This is a genomic window from Bacillus cereus group sp. RP29, assembly GCF_040459765.1.
Taxonomy (GTDB): Bacteria; Bacillota; Bacilli; order Bacillales; family Bacillaceae_G; genus Bacillus_A; species Bacillus_A paranthracis.
The window spans coordinates 777,362-794,023 of record NZ_JARVHN010000001.1 but is presented as its reverse complement, the minus strand read 5'-3'; the positions used below and the strand labels follow the sequence as shown (position 1 = coordinate 794,023).

Sequence of the window (16,662 nt, the reverse complement as noted above, 5' to 3'; positions counted from 1 at the left end):
AAACAAACCCTTATGAAAGGGTTTGTTCATTGTCTACATATTCAGCTATTTTTTGAACAACGCCAGGCTCAAGTTGCTCTAGTACAGAAGCCGCTTGTTCTAAAGCTGCATCGTATTGATATTCACGGAATAATTTCTCCGCATAATTTAAGCTCTCTGCAAGATTTTCATCATGACTGCGGTAACGATTACCGTATTGAATTAATTTTTCAACTAAATACGCTTGTCCAATTAACTCTTCTGTCATTTCAGCAACACCATTAACAGTTGTGTAAGCTTCTTCTAAACTGCTATTTACAGCATTCATATTTAACGGCTTCACTTCTAATTGCTCATATACAGCTTGCATTGCCATTTGTCCTCTTTTTAAATCTTCCATAATGCTCTCTGGAAGACCTGGCAAATTCGACTTTTGCATAAAGCGTTTCGTTTCGAAAATAGTATTTCGCATTTCTTGTAACTTCTCACGCGCTTCAAATTCTTCTTTGCGCATCGTTTGCAGCATTTCTTTATATTCTGCATGAAGTACTTTTAATGTTTCACATTGCTCATAAATCTCTTCTAGTTCCTCACGAATAATAGAGAAGGCAATATCTTGTTCCGCAACCCGTAATTGCAACATTTCAAAACGTTTCATTAAAATGTGCATTTGCTTTTCAATTACTTTTTGAGACTCAATGTCCTTATCTTGTAACTGATAGCTTTGTTTCACGAGCTGTGTTTCTGCTTTTGTTTCAATCGTTTCAATGCGAATTTCTTCTAAGTCTTCATAAACAGAAAGTGTTTTTTGCTCCACATAATGTCTCGCATGTACTTCTTGTTCTAGTTGATCATAGAAGCTATCTAAACTTGTTTTTAAGTTCTCTACTTTTTCAGCCGCTTCTGTTATGTGAAGCTCCTGTATATCCATTAAACATATTTGTAGTTGTTTCTTCATATCGCGAACTTCTTTAGGAATTTCCAAATACTCTAATACATAACCTTGTCTTACCATATCATTATGTCCGTGTAATAAATCTTCCAACTGAACCGGTAACGTCGCTTGACACTCTACCAATAAATCTGGAATTTGGTGAATAATGATTTCTAAATCTGCTAAACCTTCTTCCAAACTAATAACAATTTCTCTCGCTTTTAAATAGTCGCCATTGTTTGTTGCTTCTTCAAAGGTTTTAAATTTCTCAGATTCAGCGTCTAGCATCTCTTCGATTTTCTGCTCTGCTGCTCCATACATATGTCTATGAGCAAGAACACTCTTCTTCATACTACGATATGTATCACGTAACCCTTCGATTTCCGAGCTATTTTTTTCATGGCTTTCTAACAATTGCTGTAATTCATTTAAAATGTCTGTAATACGATTATCAGCGTCATCTAAACCACTTATGGATTCATTCATCGCATGCTTTGCTTTTCGGAAGGAGAATTGCGAGGCGAATTTTCGCGCTTGCGCTAAATCTTTTTCAGCTTTCGGAATGGTTGTTGATACAATTTCATCCCATTCTTCACGCCATTTACCAAACAGTTCTTCTGTTTGACCCGTCATATTTAAATCTTTCACCCGTTTTAGTTCATCTGCCACAGGTTTATCTTTTATCTCTTGTTTCCACTGCTCAAGTGCTTCAATATCTTTATATGAACGATTTCTTATCACAAGCTCTATCATGAGCAGCACTAGAATAGAGCTTACTACAATGATAACGATCGTCAGGATAGAATCCATGCAAAAAAGCCTCCTAGTTATATCTCTTTTTTTGTCCGTTCCGTTTATGAAATGGAAGGCATTATGTATAAAAAGGGAATTCCCCTATATTTAACAACTAACAATGTACTAATCATACCATGTAATGGTTTGTTTTTGACCTAGTTTTTTTAAAATTTCATGTTTCTTTCAATGCAATTGTAATCTTTCTCAATATTCCGTTTGGATTACCTCTCATCATCAAATGAATGCAGCAAAGGGCCTTCTTCCATATGAGATGCGAAATATATTTTACGTACAATTGTCGGTTCAATAGAAATCGCATGCACATTTCCTTGTCTTACCGCTTGCTCTACTGCTATTTCTGGAAGTAACGTGATGCCAAGTCCAGCACTGACCATCGCAAGCATCGGTTCTGCATAAGAAGTTTCAAATGCAATAATCGGTTTCGCACCTATCCCTTGAAACAGATTCGTAATCATTTTCCTTACATCGCAGATTTCTGGGTATACGATTAACTTTTCATTTTGCAAATCTTCCATTCGAATTACTGTTTTCTCTTTATAAAGATGATCATTTGAAACGACACACACAATTTTTTCTTCTCGTATTTCTTTTATACACGTAGCACCTTCTACTACTGAATCGATGAACATCGCTTCAATCTTCCGTTCTTTAAAAAGTCCTATCAGTACTTTCGTATGCTCAATTTTCCATTCTATTTCGAACCCGTCACCTAATATATCTTTACATTTCGCTATGTAATGTGCTGCTAAACTTGGCAATATGCCTATAGAAATGTTCCGCTTCTCTTGAAATTTCTTCATTTCGGCTTTCACTTCATGTATGTGTCCCAAAATCGGTAACATTCTTGTTATGAATAACTCTCCAGCACTTGTTAATTCGACTCCTTGCGCGGAACGTTTTAATAAAGTAACCTCTAAATCCGCTTCTAACCTTTGAATTTGTTTACTAAGCGCCGGCTGAGAAATATGTAAAATCTTACTCGCCTTTGATAAACTTCGCGTATTCTTCACTTCAATAAACGATTGTACTGCCTCTAGATCCATCGTACACACCTCTAACAAAAAGTTATAACTGTCATAAAAAATCGATATTTCCTTCTATAAACAATTACTCTTTATACTTATTTCATCAACTTACTATAACGAAATGTAAAGGGGAAAGATACTCTTGAACAAAAAACAAATGCTACTCGGGTCCCTCCTATGCTTACTTGCCGTAACGGCTTGGGGATTTATGTTTCCTGTCATGGCAAACGCCTTACAGTTTATCGATCCGTTCTTCTTCACAACGATTCGCTATGGATCAGCAGCTATTATTTTTCTTATTCTGCTATTACTTACCGAAGGGACAAAGTCACTCCGCTTAGAAAAGAAAACACTTTCGTTACTCTTTTACGGAACAGTCGGTTTCGCAGGATATGGTTTTCTCGTTTTCTATGGACAACAACTTGCCGGACCGTCTGGAGCCATCCATGCCGCGATGATTCAGTCTCTTATGCCACTCATCGCTTTATTATTGCAGTGGATAACAAAAAATAAACGCCCACAAAACTATACATTCCTTTGTATGTTTGTTGCATTATTCGGTGTTATGCTTGTCATTTCAAAAGGAAATATTCACTTATTATTTGGAGCTGCCAGCCATCTCTCAACAAATATACTTATGCTGTGCGGCGTTACTTGCTGGGTCATTTATACAAACGGTGGTGCTAGTTTTCAATCTTGGTCGCCACTTAGGTATACGACGTTAACTTGTTTATTTGGCTCAATTTCACTCATCACTATCGTCACTTTTTTAACTTATACAAACGTCGTTACTGTACCTTCACTATCGACAATTATGAACGTTCGTTTTGAACTCTTATATATGTCTATTATTGCAGGCGTTATCGCAGTATTTTGCTGGAACGCAGGAAATCGCTATATTTCATCTATTAATGGCATATTATTTATGAATTTAGTTCCTATACTTGCACTTATCGGTTCCATCTTTCGAGGTTATACAGTCGACAAAATTGAAATTGTGGGCGCCTCATTAACAATTATCGCGCTATTATGCAACAATTTATGGCAAAGAAAAGAAAAGAAAGCACAAAAATCCCCACCTCAGTTCGTTAGGTGGGGATTTTTCACATATGAACAGCTCTTGGCCATTCATAATACATATTCGTTATACATAATGTTTGTTCTATCCATTGTTCAATTTCTTTCGTGTACATTTCTAAGAAAAAGGTCTCAGATGGAAAAGAATGTAGCACTTCTGATATATATTGCGGATATAAAAACGGCATATTCATCATGCCTTTTAATTGCGTCATAAACATTGTAAAAGATACCTTTTTAAATTCTTGTTTCATTTGTCCTTGTCTAATCATTTGCTCTATATAATATCTTTCTTTAGAAAAATAAACGGTCATCACTTCGCGAATTAATGTCGTATCAAGCGACAGCTCTCGGTAAAAGAAACGTGTCAGCTCCCTATTATCAAATTGATATCGTAAAATCCCGCGCACCATTTGCACCATCACATCTTTAGCCGACAAATATTCTCTCTGTTCAAAGGACGTTTCAATCACATGAATATACCCTTCTAAAAAATTAGTAATAAGCTGCTCTAATAGGCCTTGCTTTCCAGCAAAATAATATGAAATATTCGCTACATTCACATCCGCTCGCTTTGCAATGTCTCGCACCGACGTTCCATCATAACCTTTCGTGTTAAACAACGATATTGCCGCATCAATTACTTTTTGTTTCGTCTGTTTCATGCGCTCACTTCCTCTCACTGAACAGCTATAGTGTAAATTTCTTGACTTTTAAGACAAATTCCTTTAATTTTCTATCGACAAAGTCATGTGAAATACATCGTATTTTGCTAATATTTTACACATCTCGATAAAAAAGGAGCTGTTTCCATGTTTACTAAAGAAAGTTATACAGGATCTCGCGTGCAGCAATATGAGACAGTAATAAAACAACTGGATGCATTATTAACTGGCGAATCAAACGTAGTCGCAAACTTATCAAATGCGTCCGCATTATTAAACCAATTTTTGGATCGTGTTAATTGGGTTGGCTTTTACGTAACAGAAGGAAATCAGCTTGTTCTTGGACCATTCCAAGGAATGCCTGCTTGCGTGCGCATTCCATTTGGACGAGGCGTTTGCGGCGTTGCAGCTGAAACGAAAACAACACAGCTTGTAGCAGACGTTCATCAATTCCCAGGACACATCGCTTGCGACAGTGCTTCAAATTCAGAAATCGTCGTACCGATTATTAAGGATGGGAATGTCATTGGTGTACTTGATATTGATAGCCCTGAAAAAAACCGTTTCGACGAAGTAGATCAGCGCTATTTAGAAAAGTTTGTGGAAACACTCCTAAAACATATGTAACAAAAAAGAGCTAGTTATCGATTAAGTACATGACGTACAAAACCGATAGCTAGCTCTTTTTTTATTGATTACTAACAGTAGATATTTTCTTTAACGCTTGCTCTAAATCAGAAACAATATCCTCCCACGATTCTAAACCGACAGATAAACGTATTAAATTATCATAAATGCCCATTTCTTGTCTTAACGCAGCTGGAATCGCGGCGTGCGTCATCGTTGCTGGGTGCTGAATTAACGTTTCTGTATCTCCTAAACTTACCGCAATTGTAATAAAGTGAAGGTCATTAATAAACGCCTGCGTCTCTTCTTTCCCGCCTTTAATTGAAAAAGATATAACACCGCCCCCACGTTTCATTTGGCGAGATGCTAACTCTCCTTCTGGATACCAAACACCTTCTACCGCATCATGATTTTTTAGGAACGATACAATTTTTTCTGCATTATCACAATGACGATCCATTCTTACTGCTAGTGTCTTTAATCCGCGTAACAATAACCATGCGTCAAACGGTGCCATAATACCGCCGATATCTTTTCGCATCGGGCGGATTTTTTCAGCTAACGCTTTCGTTTTACAAATTGTTACACCCGCCACAACATCACCGTGACCACCAATATATTTTGTCGCACTATGAACAACCGCGTCACAGCCAAGTTCAAGCGGTCTTTGTAAATAAGGTGAACAAAACGTATTATCAACAATAACAAGTAACCCATTTCGCTTCGCAACCCGAATCACTTGTTTTAAATCAATTAATTTCATTGTCGGATTAATCGGTGTTTCAACGAAAATAAGCTTTGTATTCGGGCGAATTTTATTTTCCATATCAGCCTCTGTCTCCATATCACAAAACGAATGCGTAATCATAAATTTTTCTTCTAACACTTCTAAAAAACCGTATGTGCAGCCGTATAATCCATTTGAACAAATAATATGATCTCCAGCTTTTAGAAAACCAATTAACGTTGCGGAAATAGCTGCCATACCGGATCCGAAAGCAAGCGCTTCTTCTCCTCCTTCTAACACCGCCATACGTTCTTCGAATAATTTCACAGTCGGATTTCCAAGTCTTGAGTAAATATAAGATGGATCCACTCCCGCAAAACTTGCCTCTCCTTGCTGCGCAGTCTCAAATGTAAATGTAGACGTTTGAAATAAAGGCGGTGTTAAACTTCCTTTATGTTCCTCTGATGTATAACCGTGATGAATTAACGCTGTCTCCATATGCTTCTTTTTCATAAAAACATCCCCTTTTATGTTTTTATTGCCGCATATTCATCATTAAAACTTTGATGAACGTTTTACTTCATTTTATGTAAGCGTTTTATTTGTGTTTCTATCTCTTCTTTTATATCGTTTTAAATTCCTTCTTGTTCATTTCCAAAATTTATATGCATAAAACAAAAACGTACTCGCTTGACGAAACTCTGGGTAAAAGATATAATAGCGTTTGTGTAAAATAAAAAGGCAGCCTTGTAATGTGAGTTTATCGTTTGTATTTTGTTCCTCTACGGAGGTGTATCTCGTAACTCCCTGCTGCTGGAGCGAAGGTACATGAAAACAAAATGCCCGTAAATATCGATTACGTCTGTTTTTATTTTACGTAAATAAAAACATTTTAAAGGAGGAGTCAACTATGGCTCGTTATACAGGTCCAGCTTGGAAACTGTCTCGTCGTCTTGGAATCTCTCTAAGCGGCACAGGAAAAGAATTAGAAAAACGCCCTTACGCACCAGGTCCTCACGGTCCTAACCAACGTAAGAAACTTTCAGAATACGGTTTACAATTACAAGAGAAACAAAAACTTCGTCACATGTACGGCATGACTGAGCGTCAATTCCGTCGCACATTTGACCAAGCAGGTAAAATGCCTGGTAAGCACGGCGAAAACTTCATGATCCTTCTTGAAGCTCGTCTTGACAACTTAGTTTACCGTATGGGCTTAGCTCGCACTCGTCGTGCAGCTCGCCAATTAGTAAACCACGGTCACATCATGGTTGATGGCGCTCGCGTAGATATCCCATCTTACCGTGTAAAACCTGGTCAAACTATCAGCGTTCGCGAAAAATCTAGCAACCTTGTTGTTGTTAAAGAAGCGATCGAAGTTAACAACTTCGTACCAGAATACTTAACTTTCGATGCTGACAAATTAGAAGCTACTTACACTCGTCACGCTGAGCGTGCTGAGTTACCAGCTGAAATCAACGAAGCATTAATCGTAGAGTTCTACTCTCGTTAATGACAAAAAGCCAATCCTGTGGATTGGCTTTTTTCGTTTATATATAAAATAAAATTATTTATTTTCCTCTTTCTGAACATATACATAAGCATCTTTCTGCTCTTTATGTATATCCACCTTCGAATTCTCTGCAAGCTGACCCGCATTTAGCAAAGAAAAAATAATGAGCGCTTCTAGTGACATTTTGTTTTACCACTCCTTTCTAGTTGTTATACATTTATCATACCGCTTACATGTGATTTCCGTATGAACTCGAAAAGGAGATTACAACAAAATGGTTACAAGTATATGAATGCACGCTATAATAACCATAAAATAGGAGGTTGATTCATTTTGACAATAAACCAAATGGTTCAGTTAGGCAGTGCATGTATGTTGTTTATTACTTCCGCGCTTATTAATTGGTATCAGGGAAGTAATTTAATAGATGATCCTGATGAATGGAAATATAGCGCTAAGTTTACGAATTACTTCAAAGGCACCGTTTCAAATTACGAAGATATTTATCAAATCGATTTTTTTATATACGCAGCAAAATTTTATCCAACAGCATTTATCGTTATGCTAGTGAGTTTACTTTATATGCTCATATTAATTCTTTATATTCTATTTAAAAGAAAAGATGCGGCGTTTTAAATCCATACATAAAAACCCCGAATCATAAACTTTTCAGCCTACAATTCGGGGTACTATTTGTTTATATTCGTTTCGGATTAGTAACGAATTAAGAAATATTTCTTTTTACCGCGGCGAATGATTGTGAATTTACCTTCGATGCGGTCTTTTTCTGTTACAACGTAGTCTAATGCTTGTGTACGCTCACCGTTTACGTAGATTGCGCCGTTTGTTACATCTTCACGTGCTTGACGTTTTGATGGAGAGATTTTGCTTTCTACAAGTAAGTCGATTAATACTGTATCTTCTGCAGTACGTTCTACAGATGGTACGTCTTTGAATCCTTGCTCGATTTCGCTTGCAGTTAGTTCTGCTACAGAACCGCTGAATAATGCAGCTGAAATTTTAATCGCTTGTTCTAATGCTTCTTCGCCGTGAACAAGTTTTGTCATTTCTGCACCTAATGCTTTTTGTGCTGCACGTTTTTCTGGTGCTTCAGCTACTTGCTTTTCAAGCTCAAGAATTTCTTCATGAGATAAGAATGTAAAGTATTTTAAGTATTTAACAACATCACGGTCATCTGTGTTAATCCAGAATTGGTAGAACTCGTAAGGAGTTGTTTTCTCTGGGTCTAACCAAATTGCGCCGCCTTCTGTTTTACCAAACTTCGTACCGTCAGATTTAGTAACAAGTGGAATTGTTAAACCGAATGCTTTCGCATCTTCTTCTGATTTACGGATTAATTCAAGACCAGCTGTAATGTTACCCCATTGGTCACTACCACCGATTTGTAGGCGGCAATTATGGTGTTGGTATAAGTTTAAGAAGTCGTATGATTGTAAAATCATGTAACTAAACTCAGTAAATGAAATACCAGTCTCTAAACGAGATGCTACTGTATCTTTTGCTAACATATAGTTTAAACCGAAGTTTTTACCGATATCGCGTAAGAATGAAATGACATCTAAGTTACCAAGCCAGTCATAGTTGTTAGCCATTGTTGCTGGGTTTTCCACGTTTTCGAACTCTAAGAAGTTTGAAAGTTGGTTTTTAATGCTTTCTGTGTAGTAAGCAACTGTATCTTTCGTATTTAATGTACGCTCTGCTTTTTTACCACTTGGATCACCGATCATACCAGTACCACCGCCAACAAGTGCGATTGGTTGGTGACCAGCTAATTGGAAACGACGTAACATTAATACTGGTAACATATGACCGATGTGTAAGCTATCCGCTGTCGGGTCGAAACCACAGTATAATTTAACGCTTTCTTTTTCTAATAATTGCTCAAGGCCCTCAGCGTCTGTTTGCTGATTAATTAGACCGCGAAATTCAAGATCTTGTAAAATACCCATATCCTACATACTCTCCTTTAAGTTCATTACTGGCGTGAAGGTTAAAAACATAAAAAAATCGCCCCTTCAAATAAGGGACGATTTTGATTATCGCGTTACCACCCTAGTTGCAGACCAAAAAAGCCTACCACCTTATTTACATAACGGCTTAGCACCGTCTCTTCCCTTTTGAATACAATTCAATCGAAAAAAGATGCTCCAGGGGCGTAATTCGCGATCATCTATGTGCTGATTTTCACCGGCCATCAGCTCTCTAAAACAGGGAAATGATCACTACTTCTCCCTTTCCACGCTCAATTATTCATATACTTTTCTTTATACCATCATTTATATAGGCGTGTCAAATAGAGGTCGAGTTTCTCTTCTTGCCAATCCTTTACAACGTCATACAGAGTATCGTAATAAGAGAAAGAATTGGAACTCCAACTAGCAACGAGACATGAAACACAACTGATAAATCATTCCCAATCGTCGCTTCCACAGGGTCTTTCGCCGGAGAACCAAGAAATCCGATTAATCGATCGAAGCGACTTACCGTTTTTGGAAAGTCCGGTATTTCTACATGATCACTATCTAAATGTTGCTTTAACTTATATTCACTCTTAAAGGGATTTTCGCTCAATTTCATCCACCTCCAGCAATTGTTTCAATTTCTTTATCCCGTTATGGAGTCTTGATTTCACCGTTCCGACTGGAATATCTAATACCTCTGCAATCTCTTTTTGTTGCATATCATGATAATAAGAAAGGATTAGGACCGCTCTTTGCTCTTCTGGAACTTTCAAAATTGCTTCTCTTACTGTGAGCCGATCTTCGTGAGAGAATTCTTTTTCCGGAATCGGCGCTAAAAACGGCAAAAGCGTACGCCACTTTTTTCTCCTATTTAATTTATTAATCATAAGACGATAACCGATTTGAAATAAATACGTTTTTATTTTTCCTTTTTCAAGTTCATACATATGTTTCTTTCGTTCTAACGTCAAAAACGTATCTTGCACGAGATCGATACTTAATTGTTCATCTCGGTTAAATCGATATAAAAATGTGTATAGCGCTGGTTTGATTAAAACGTATAGTTTTTCCCCAGCCTGCTTATCTCCACTTTGATACGCAAGCATGAGCTCTTCCTCAATCCCAATCTGCGCCATGGTTTTTGATCTCCTTTATTCCTTTTAACGTTAATGAAATACGGGAAATTAAATAGCAGCTTGCGACAATAATCCATACTTGCGATTGATTCGTAAAAAATTGAACGTACGGGTTTTGAATTGTATGGCCAGTTGAAACTAAAATATTTAATGCTTGCACACATATGCATGCATACACTGCAAGACAAGCCGAAATCGTATCAAATACATTCCAGCGAAAATATACTTTTGTTTTCGTAAAATCAATTTTATATCCATTTTTTCTTACTATATGTTTTCTATCAAATGGAATAATGATTGAAAACATAACAATCATCATAACTCCAGCTGTAATCATTGATACTTTAAATCCGATTGGCATCGGTAATAGCAAACCACAAGAAAATACGACCATAACTCCAATTAAAGCAAAAGTAAGAAGTAATTTATTAGACATAAAAAAGCCTCCCTCATCTATTCTTTCATAAATGTATACAGACGAGGAAGGCACTTCGTTCAAATATTATTTTATTTCTTTATAATCTTTGCAGGATTTCCGCCAACTACTACATGATTTGGCACATCTTTTCATACAACTGGATCAGTCGGTATATATATTTCTCCTAGTATCATTTTTTCTTTTTCTGTTTTCATTTTCTTCCCTCTTTATATGTAGGTTAAAGAGGGAAGAAAAAAGAAAGGCCTGAACACTATTTCGTTCAGACCTTTCTCTCTTAATCTTCCATCGTTGATAAGTCACCTGTTGGTAAGTTTAACTCCCACGCTTTTAATACGCGGCGCATAATTTTACCGCTTCTCGTTTTCGGTAATTTATCTCTAAATTCAATTTGTCTTGGCGCTGCATGAGCTGCTAGACCTTTCTTTACAAATTGACGAATTTCTTCTTTTAATTCTTCAGATGGTTCGTACCCTGCACGAAGCGCGATAAATGCTTTAATAATTTCGCCGCGCACCGGATCAGGAATACCAATTACACCAGCTTCTGCAACAGCAGCATGCTCGATTAATTTGCTTTCTACTTCAAATGGTCCAACGCGCTCACCTGACGTCATAATTACATCGTCAATACGTCCTTGGAACCAGAAGTATCCATCTTCATCCATGTAGGCAGAGTCACCTGATACGTACCAATCACCCGGCATAAAATAAGACTCATATTTTTGCTTGTTATTCCAAATTCCACGCATCATAGCTGGCCAACCTTTACCAATTGCTAAGTTACCCATTGTGTATGGAGGCACTTCATTTCCTTCATTATCAACAATCGCTGCTTTTACACCTGGAATTGGTTTCCCCATTGAACCTGGACATATTTCCATACAAGGGTAGTTACAAATAACTTGTCCACCTGTTTCTGTCATCCACCACGTATCATGAATACGAAGTCCAAATGCGTTCATACCCCAGCGAATTACTTCTGGATTTAACGGTTCACCAACGCTTAATACGTGGCGCACTTGTGATAAATCGTATTTTTTAATTGCATCTTGTCCAGCGCCCATTAACATGCGAAATGCTGTTGGTGCACTATACCAAACTGTTACACCGTAATCTTGCAGTGCTTCATACCACGCTTCTGGACTAAAGCGTCCGCCTAAAATAACATTTGATGCTCCGACTAACCACGGTGCAAAAATACCGTAAGCAGTTCCCGTTACCCAGCCTGGGTCAGCTGTGCACCAATATACATCGTCTTCTTTTAAATCTAATACCCACTTCGCCGTTTGATAGTGCTGAACCATTGCGTTTTGTGCATGAAGCACACCTTTTGGCTTACCAGTAGAACCAGACGTGTAATGTAGAATCAAACCGTCTTCACGGCCTAACCATTCAATATGTAATTCTTTTGAAGCTTGTTCGAATAAAGGATTGAATGCTACCGTTTTACCGCCTTCTTCTACATTATCTCCAACAAGAAAGACTGTTTTTAAAGCAGGTAAATCATTTAATGGTACACGCTCTAACAATTCAGGTGTTGTAATTAACACTTTTGCTTCGCTATCTTCTAAACGATCGCGAACTGCGCCTTCCATAAATGCTTCAAATAGCGGACCAACAATTGCTCCCAACTTCACTGCACCAAGAAGTGCGAAATATAACTCTGGGGAACGCGGCATAAAAATAAAAACGCGATCGCCTTTTTCTACATCGCCATAATTTTTTAGGACATTTCCTGCTTTATTAGAAAAATCCTTCATTTCCTTAAATGTATACTTCTCTTTTCGAGATCCATCTTGATAATAAAGGGCTACTTTATTCTTCCGATCGGATTTCGCATGCTTATCGATTGCCTCATACGCCATATTCACTCGGCCTGTTTCATTCCAAGTAAAGTTTTTATTAACCTCTTCCCAGTTAAAATTCGCGTATGCCTCATCATAATTCGGCAAATTATTTTCTCCTTTAATGACAGGAAGCGTTTCTACTTTCATACTTTACATCCCCCTCCTATGTATTCTATTATAATAACATTATTTAAAATTTTCAGTATATTTGTTGATTTTTAGACAAATTTTTAATGACAAATTTCGATTCACATCGCATATATTATAAAGTACGATATGAATAGATTCACAAACCCTCAAGGTGGTGAGCAATACATTGATCCATAAAAAAATATATAATGCTAGAAACTTAAAAACAGCGAAAGGCACTTTAATTATTGAAGGGCCTGTCTCTACACATAACTTAGAAATGTATGAATTTCATCCAGATTTAGTTGCGTTTCGTCCTGCCGAGCAGCAATATAAAGCAATTGTCGAAATTTCTAAATTGCCAGAAGCTCGTCTCATTATTGCTAGACATGACCAAACGATTGTTGGATATGTTACATACTTGTATCCTGATCCACTTGAACGATGGTCAGAAGGAAAAATGGAAAACTTAATTGAGCTTGGGGCAATTGAAGTGGTCCCAGCCTTCCGCGGGAGTTCTGTCGGAAAGAACTTACTAGAGGTTTCTATGATGGACGATTATATGGAAGATTACATTATATTGACGACTGAATATTATTGGCACTGGGATTTGAAACAAACAGGCTTAAATGTTTGGGAGTACCGAAAAGTAATGGAAAAGATGATGAATGCTGGCGGGTTACAATGGATGGCTACAGATGATCCTGAAATTTGTTCACATCCTGCTAACTGTTTAATGGTCCGCATCGGTAAACGCGTTGATACGGATTCTATTCAAGCATTTGATCGTCTACGTTTTCACAATCGTTTTATGTATTAATAAAGGGGGCAACTGGAATGATTGTAGAAGAAATTATGAATCAAGATGTGGTGACACTACATCCAAACGATACAATCGAAACAGCAATCCGAACGATACGCACGAAAGGCATTCGGCACATTCCAATTGTCGATCAAAATAATCATGTCGTAGGCATTATTTCTGATCGGGATGTAAGAGATGCAAGTCCGTCTATTTTAGATGAACAAGTTTCACTCGATATGCTGAAGCAACCGCTCGAACTGATTATGAAACATCCTGTTATGACTTGCCATCCTCTCGACTTTGTTGAGGAAATTGCTACTTTATTTTTTGAAAATAAAATTGGCTGTCTTCCTGTTACAAAGGCAGGAAAGTTAGTTGGAATTATTTCTGAATCTACTGTACTGCACACGTTAGTGAAATTAACAGGAGCACATCAACCGAGTTCACAAATTGAAATTCAAGTAAAAAATGAACCTGGCATTCTCGGAAAAGTCGTTGCTATTTTTAGTGAGTTACAAATAAATATCGTGAGCGTTCTCGTCTATCCAGCAAAAGATGAGAATGATAAAGTACTCGTTTTCCGCATTCAAACGATGAATCCGCTAAAAGTGATTGATGCACTTGAAGCAGAAGGCTACCGCGTATTATGGCCAAACATCATGGGGATGCAAGCATGAGTAGCGCGTTTATTTATTCGGAGGACTTTCGGGGCTATTCATTTAGCCCTGATCATCCTTTTAACCAACTGCGCGTCACACTTACGTACGATTTATTACAAAAGGGTGGTTTCATCTCTCCTTCTCAAATCATCTCACCACGGATGGCTACAGATGAAGAGATTGCCTACATTCATACAGAGGAGTACATAAATGCGGTAAAACGTGCTGGAGAAGGAAAGTTAGAAAAATCAATTGCAATGACATATGGACTCGGAACAGAAGATACACCGATGTTTCCAAATATGCACGAAGCAAGCGCATTACTCGTTGGCGGTACATTAACAGCTGTTGACGCTGTTCTTTCTGGAAAAGTAAAGCACGCGCTTAATTTAGGTGGCGGCTTACATCACGGCTTCCGCGGCAAGGCATCTGGCTTTTGTATTTATAACGACAGTTCCATCGCAATGAAATATATTCAGAAGAAATACGGTTTACGCGTTTTATATATTGATACAGATGCTCATCACGGTGATGGTGTACAGTGGTCCTTTTATGACGATCCTAACGTATGCACCATTTCACTACATGAAACTGGTCGATATTTATTCCCTGGAACTGGCGCTGTAAACGAACGAGGACAAGGTAATGGCTATAGTTATTCTTTTAACGTTCCACTCGATGCTTTTACAGAAGACGAATCGTTTTTAGATTCCTATCGAACTGTCGTAAGAGAAGTGGCCGCATACTTTAAACCGGATATTATTTTAACGCAAAATGGTGCTGACGCACATTATTACGACCCACTTACACACCTTTGCGCAACGATGAATATTTACCGCGAGATACCGAAGCTCGCTCGCGAAATCGCTAACGAATATTGCGAAGGTCGCTGGATTGCTGTCGGCGGCGGTGGCTATGACCACTGGCGCGTCGTCCCAAGGGCTTGGGCACTCATTTGGCTCGAAATGAACAACATCCAAAACATCTCAGGTTATCTCCCTCCAGAATGGATTGAAGCTTGGAAAGGACAAGCAGAAACAGAACTTCCTCTCACGTGGGAAGATCCAGACAACATGTATAAACCTATCCCCCGAAAACCAGAAATTGAAGAAAAGAACGCATTAACTGTAGCGAAATCCCTTGAAATTATTCGGAATAATATGAAAAAATCTTTGTACTAAACGAAAAGGAGGCTCGTTTTTGAATAGCCTCCTTTTATTTATTGTCGGTTTCTGTCGGTAAGTCGATATATTTTAATAATCGCTGATATATTTCAAGTTGCGCCGATATATTTTGATAATCGCTGATATATTCCGAGTTGCGCCGATATATTCTAATAATCGCTGATATATTTTTATGTACTAACGGACTTTATGGGAAAAGGTCGTGATATTATGTGGAAACAACAAATGATCAACACGAAACGCGGTACATTCGAGCTTTTTACTAAAGGCAGTGGCGAACCGCTTTGCATTACACATCACTATTCGCAATTTAATGAGACTGGTGATTACTTTGCGGATGTTTTCACTGCTACGCATCGTGTATTGCTCATTAATTTACGAGACGCTGGTAACTCAGCAAAAGCCCAGGTAGAAAACGAATTAAGTATGATTGAAACAATTCACGATTTAGAAGCTATACGAGAAGCATTACAACTTCCAACATGGCATTTCGCCGGTCATTCAACAGGTGGTATGCTTGGACTTTTATATGCGATTACATATCCAAATTCCTTACAATCACTAGTCGTCGTTGGGGCCGCAGCAAGTAATTATACTGAAACACCATTTTGCATTTATCACCCAGCACACCCAAAGTTTCATTATATGCAACAACTCATCGAACACTTAAAAAGTCCTCACCTTACAAATGAGGAACGGAAAGAACTATCTACTGAGAGAACAAAATTATCATTGTATAAACGAGAAAACTACAACTCTTGTTTTGATAAACCAATCAAAAAAACAATGTCCGCTAGCCGGATGAACGCTTTTGCTCATGAATATCCATCATTTGATTTACGAGAGCATTTACCTTCTATAAAAACAAAAACAATAATTATGTGCGGAAGACACGATGTACAGTGCCCGATTCAGTATTCTATTGAGATGCATGAGGGCATACGTAATTCTATTTTTGTGACATTTGAAGAGAGTAATCATTATCCTTTTTTAGAAGAAGCTGCTCAATTTATTTCTACTACTCAAGAATTTTATAAATCATTACACTAGTACCGTTATTATTAAAGAAAGCTCACAGCCTCTATAAGACTATGAGCTTTTTTCAAAAGAAATATTTCA

Annotated in this window: 17 protein-coding genes, 1 pseudogene and 1 other annotated feature; of the genes and pseudogenes, 8 read left to right on the top strand and 10 right to left on the bottom strand. The window is 37.7% G+C overall.

Annotated features, from left to right (window positions below; genetic code table 11):
- Window positions 1-10: 10 nt before the first annotated feature.
- Together ezrA and QCI47_RS04100 are read right to left on the bottom strand one after the other, a co-directional pair.
- On the bottom strand, window positions 11-1,723 hold the full coding sequence (ezrA, locus tag QCI47_RS04105; protein WP_000377297.1) for a septation ring formation regulator EzrA: 1,713 nt from the start codon (window positions 1,721-1,723) through the stop codon (window positions 11-13).
- Window positions 1,724-1,929: 206 nt separating this feature from the next.
- Window positions 1,930-2,772 carry a LysR family transcriptional regulator gene (locus QCI47_RS04100; protein WP_309422318.1) on the bottom strand — a complete coding sequence of 281 codons (843 nt, stop codon included), beginning with the start codon at window positions 2,770-2,772 and terminating at the stop codon, window positions 1,930-1,932.
- Between the two features lie 124 nt (window positions 2,773-2,896).
- Here QCI47_RS04100 and QCI47_RS04095 point away from each other — a divergent pair.
- A pseudogene (locus tag QCI47_RS04095) lies at window positions 2,897-3,846 on the top strand (DMT family transporter).
- An 11-nt stretch (window positions 3,847-3,857) separates the two neighbouring features.
- Here the strand turns inward: QCI47_RS04095 and refZ are convergent.
- Window positions 3,858-4,496, bottom strand: a complete 639-nt coding sequence (gene refZ / locus QCI47_RS04090) for a forespore capture DNA-binding protein RefZ (protein ID WP_000814932.1) — start codon at window positions 4,494-4,496, stop codon at window positions 3,858-3,860.
- Between the two features lie 147 nt (window positions 4,497-4,643).
- Between refZ and QCI47_RS04085 the strand changes: the two genes are divergently transcribed.
- Window positions 4,644-5,123: a GAF domain-containing protein gene (locus QCI47_RS04085; protein WP_000494346.1), complete on the top strand. Its 480-nt coding sequence runs from the start codon at window positions 4,644-4,646 to the stop codon at window positions 5,121-5,123.
- 61 nt (window positions 5,124-5,184) lie between these two features.
- Here the strand turns inward: QCI47_RS04085 and megL are convergent, their stop codons facing one another.
- Complete coding sequence (gene megL / locus QCI47_RS04080; protein ID WP_000726590.1) at window positions 5,185-6,363, bottom strand: methionine gamma-lyase; 1,179 nt, start codon at window positions 6,361-6,363, stop codon at window positions 5,185-5,187.
- 397 nt (window positions 6,364-6,760) lie between these two features.
- Between megL and rpsD the strand changes: the two genes are divergently transcribed.
- Window positions 6,761-7,363 (top strand): 30S ribosomal protein S4, encoded by a 603-nt coding sequence (rpsD, locus tag QCI47_RS04075; protein WP_000135319.1) that lies wholly within the window; start codon window positions 6,761-6,763, stop codon window positions 7,361-7,363.
- Window positions 7,364-7,417: 54 nt separating this feature from the next.
- Here rpsD and QCI47_RS04070 read toward each other — a convergent pair whose 3' ends face one another.
- Window positions 7,418-7,546, bottom strand: coding sequence for a hypothetical protein (locus QCI47_RS04070; protein ID WP_000050940.1), 129 nt, complete (start codon window positions 7,544-7,546; stop codon window positions 7,418-7,420).
- 150 nt (window positions 7,547-7,696) lie between these two features.
- Here QCI47_RS04070 and QCI47_RS04065 point away from each other — a divergent pair, with 150 nt between their 5' ends.
- On the top strand, window positions 7,697-7,999 hold the full coding sequence (locus QCI47_RS04065; RefSeq protein ID WP_000154634.1) for a YjdJ family protein: 303 nt from the start codon (window positions 7,697-7,699) through the stop codon (window positions 7,997-7,999).
- Between the two features lie 77 nt (window positions 8,000-8,076).
- On the opposite strand, the gene tyrS is transcribed toward QCI47_RS04065, so the two are convergent.
- The 5 genes from tyrS to acsA form a co-directional block, all read right to left on the bottom strand.
- Window positions 8,077-9,333 (bottom strand): tyrosine--tRNA ligase, encoded by a 1,257-nt coding sequence (gene tyrS / locus QCI47_RS04060; RefSeq protein WP_000512096.1) that lies wholly within the window; start codon window positions 9,331-9,333, stop codon window positions 8,077-8,079.
- A 70-nt stretch (window positions 9,334-9,403) separates the two neighbouring features.
- Window positions 9,404-9,632: a binding site (T-box leader), on the bottom strand.
- Window positions 9,633-9,709: 77 nt separating this feature from the next.
- The gene (locus QCI47_RS04055) at window positions 9,710-9,955 is read right to left on the bottom strand and encodes a hypothetical protein (protein ID WP_061132046.1); all 246 of its coding nucleotides are present in this window, start codon (window positions 9,953-9,955) and stop codon (window positions 9,710-9,712) included.
- Window positions 9,936-10,481 carry an RNA polymerase sigma factor gene (locus tag QCI47_RS04050; RefSeq protein ID WP_048557724.1) on the bottom strand — a complete coding sequence of 182 codons (546 nt, stop codon included), beginning with the start codon at window positions 10,479-10,481 and terminating at the stop codon, window positions 9,936-9,938. The genes QCI47_RS04055 and QCI47_RS04050 overlap by 20 nt, the downstream gene beginning before the upstream one ends.
- Window positions 10,462-10,917: a hypothetical protein gene (locus QCI47_RS04045; protein WP_061132045.1), complete on the bottom strand. Its 456-nt coding sequence runs from the start codon at window positions 10,915-10,917 to the stop codon at window positions 10,462-10,464. Before QCI47_RS04045 ends, QCI47_RS04050 begins: the two co-directional genes overlap by 20 nt.
- 277 nt (window positions 10,918-11,194) lie before the next feature.
- Window positions 11,195-12,913 carry an acetate--CoA ligase gene (gene acsA, locus QCI47_RS04040; protein WP_353811704.1) on the bottom strand — a complete coding sequence of 573 codons (1,719 nt, stop codon included), beginning with the start codon at window positions 12,911-12,913 and terminating at the stop codon, window positions 11,195-11,197.
- A gap of 169 nt (window positions 12,914-13,082) precedes the next feature.
- Between acsA and acuA the strand changes: the two genes are divergently transcribed.
- The 4 genes from acuA (at window position 13,083) to QCI47_RS04020 (ending at window position 16,593) form a co-directional block, all read left to right on the top strand.
- On the top strand, window positions 13,083-13,715 hold the full coding sequence (acuA, locus tag QCI47_RS04035) for an acetoin utilization protein acetyltransferase AcuA (protein WP_000581400.1): 633 nt from the start codon (window positions 13,083-13,085) through the stop codon (window positions 13,713-13,715).
- Window positions 13,716-13,732: 17 nt separating this feature from the next.
- Window positions 13,733-14,377: an acetoin utilization AcuB family protein gene (locus QCI47_RS04030; RefSeq protein WP_000634568.1), complete on the top strand. Its 645-nt coding sequence runs from the start codon at window positions 13,733-13,735 to the stop codon at window positions 14,375-14,377.
- Window positions 14,374-15,540, top strand: a complete 1,167-nt coding sequence (gene acuC, locus QCI47_RS04025) for an acetoin utilization protein AcuC (protein ID WP_076868242.1) — start codon at window positions 14,374-14,376, stop codon at window positions 15,538-15,540. Before QCI47_RS04030 ends, acuC begins: the two co-directional genes overlap by 4 nt.
- A 213-nt stretch (window positions 15,541-15,753) precedes the next feature.
- Window positions 15,754-16,593, top strand: coding sequence for an alpha/beta fold hydrolase (locus QCI47_RS04020; RefSeq protein ID WP_309422323.1), 840 nt, complete (start codon window positions 15,754-15,756; stop codon window positions 16,591-16,593).
- The last annotated feature ends 69 nt before the right edge of the window (window positions 16,594-16,662 follow it).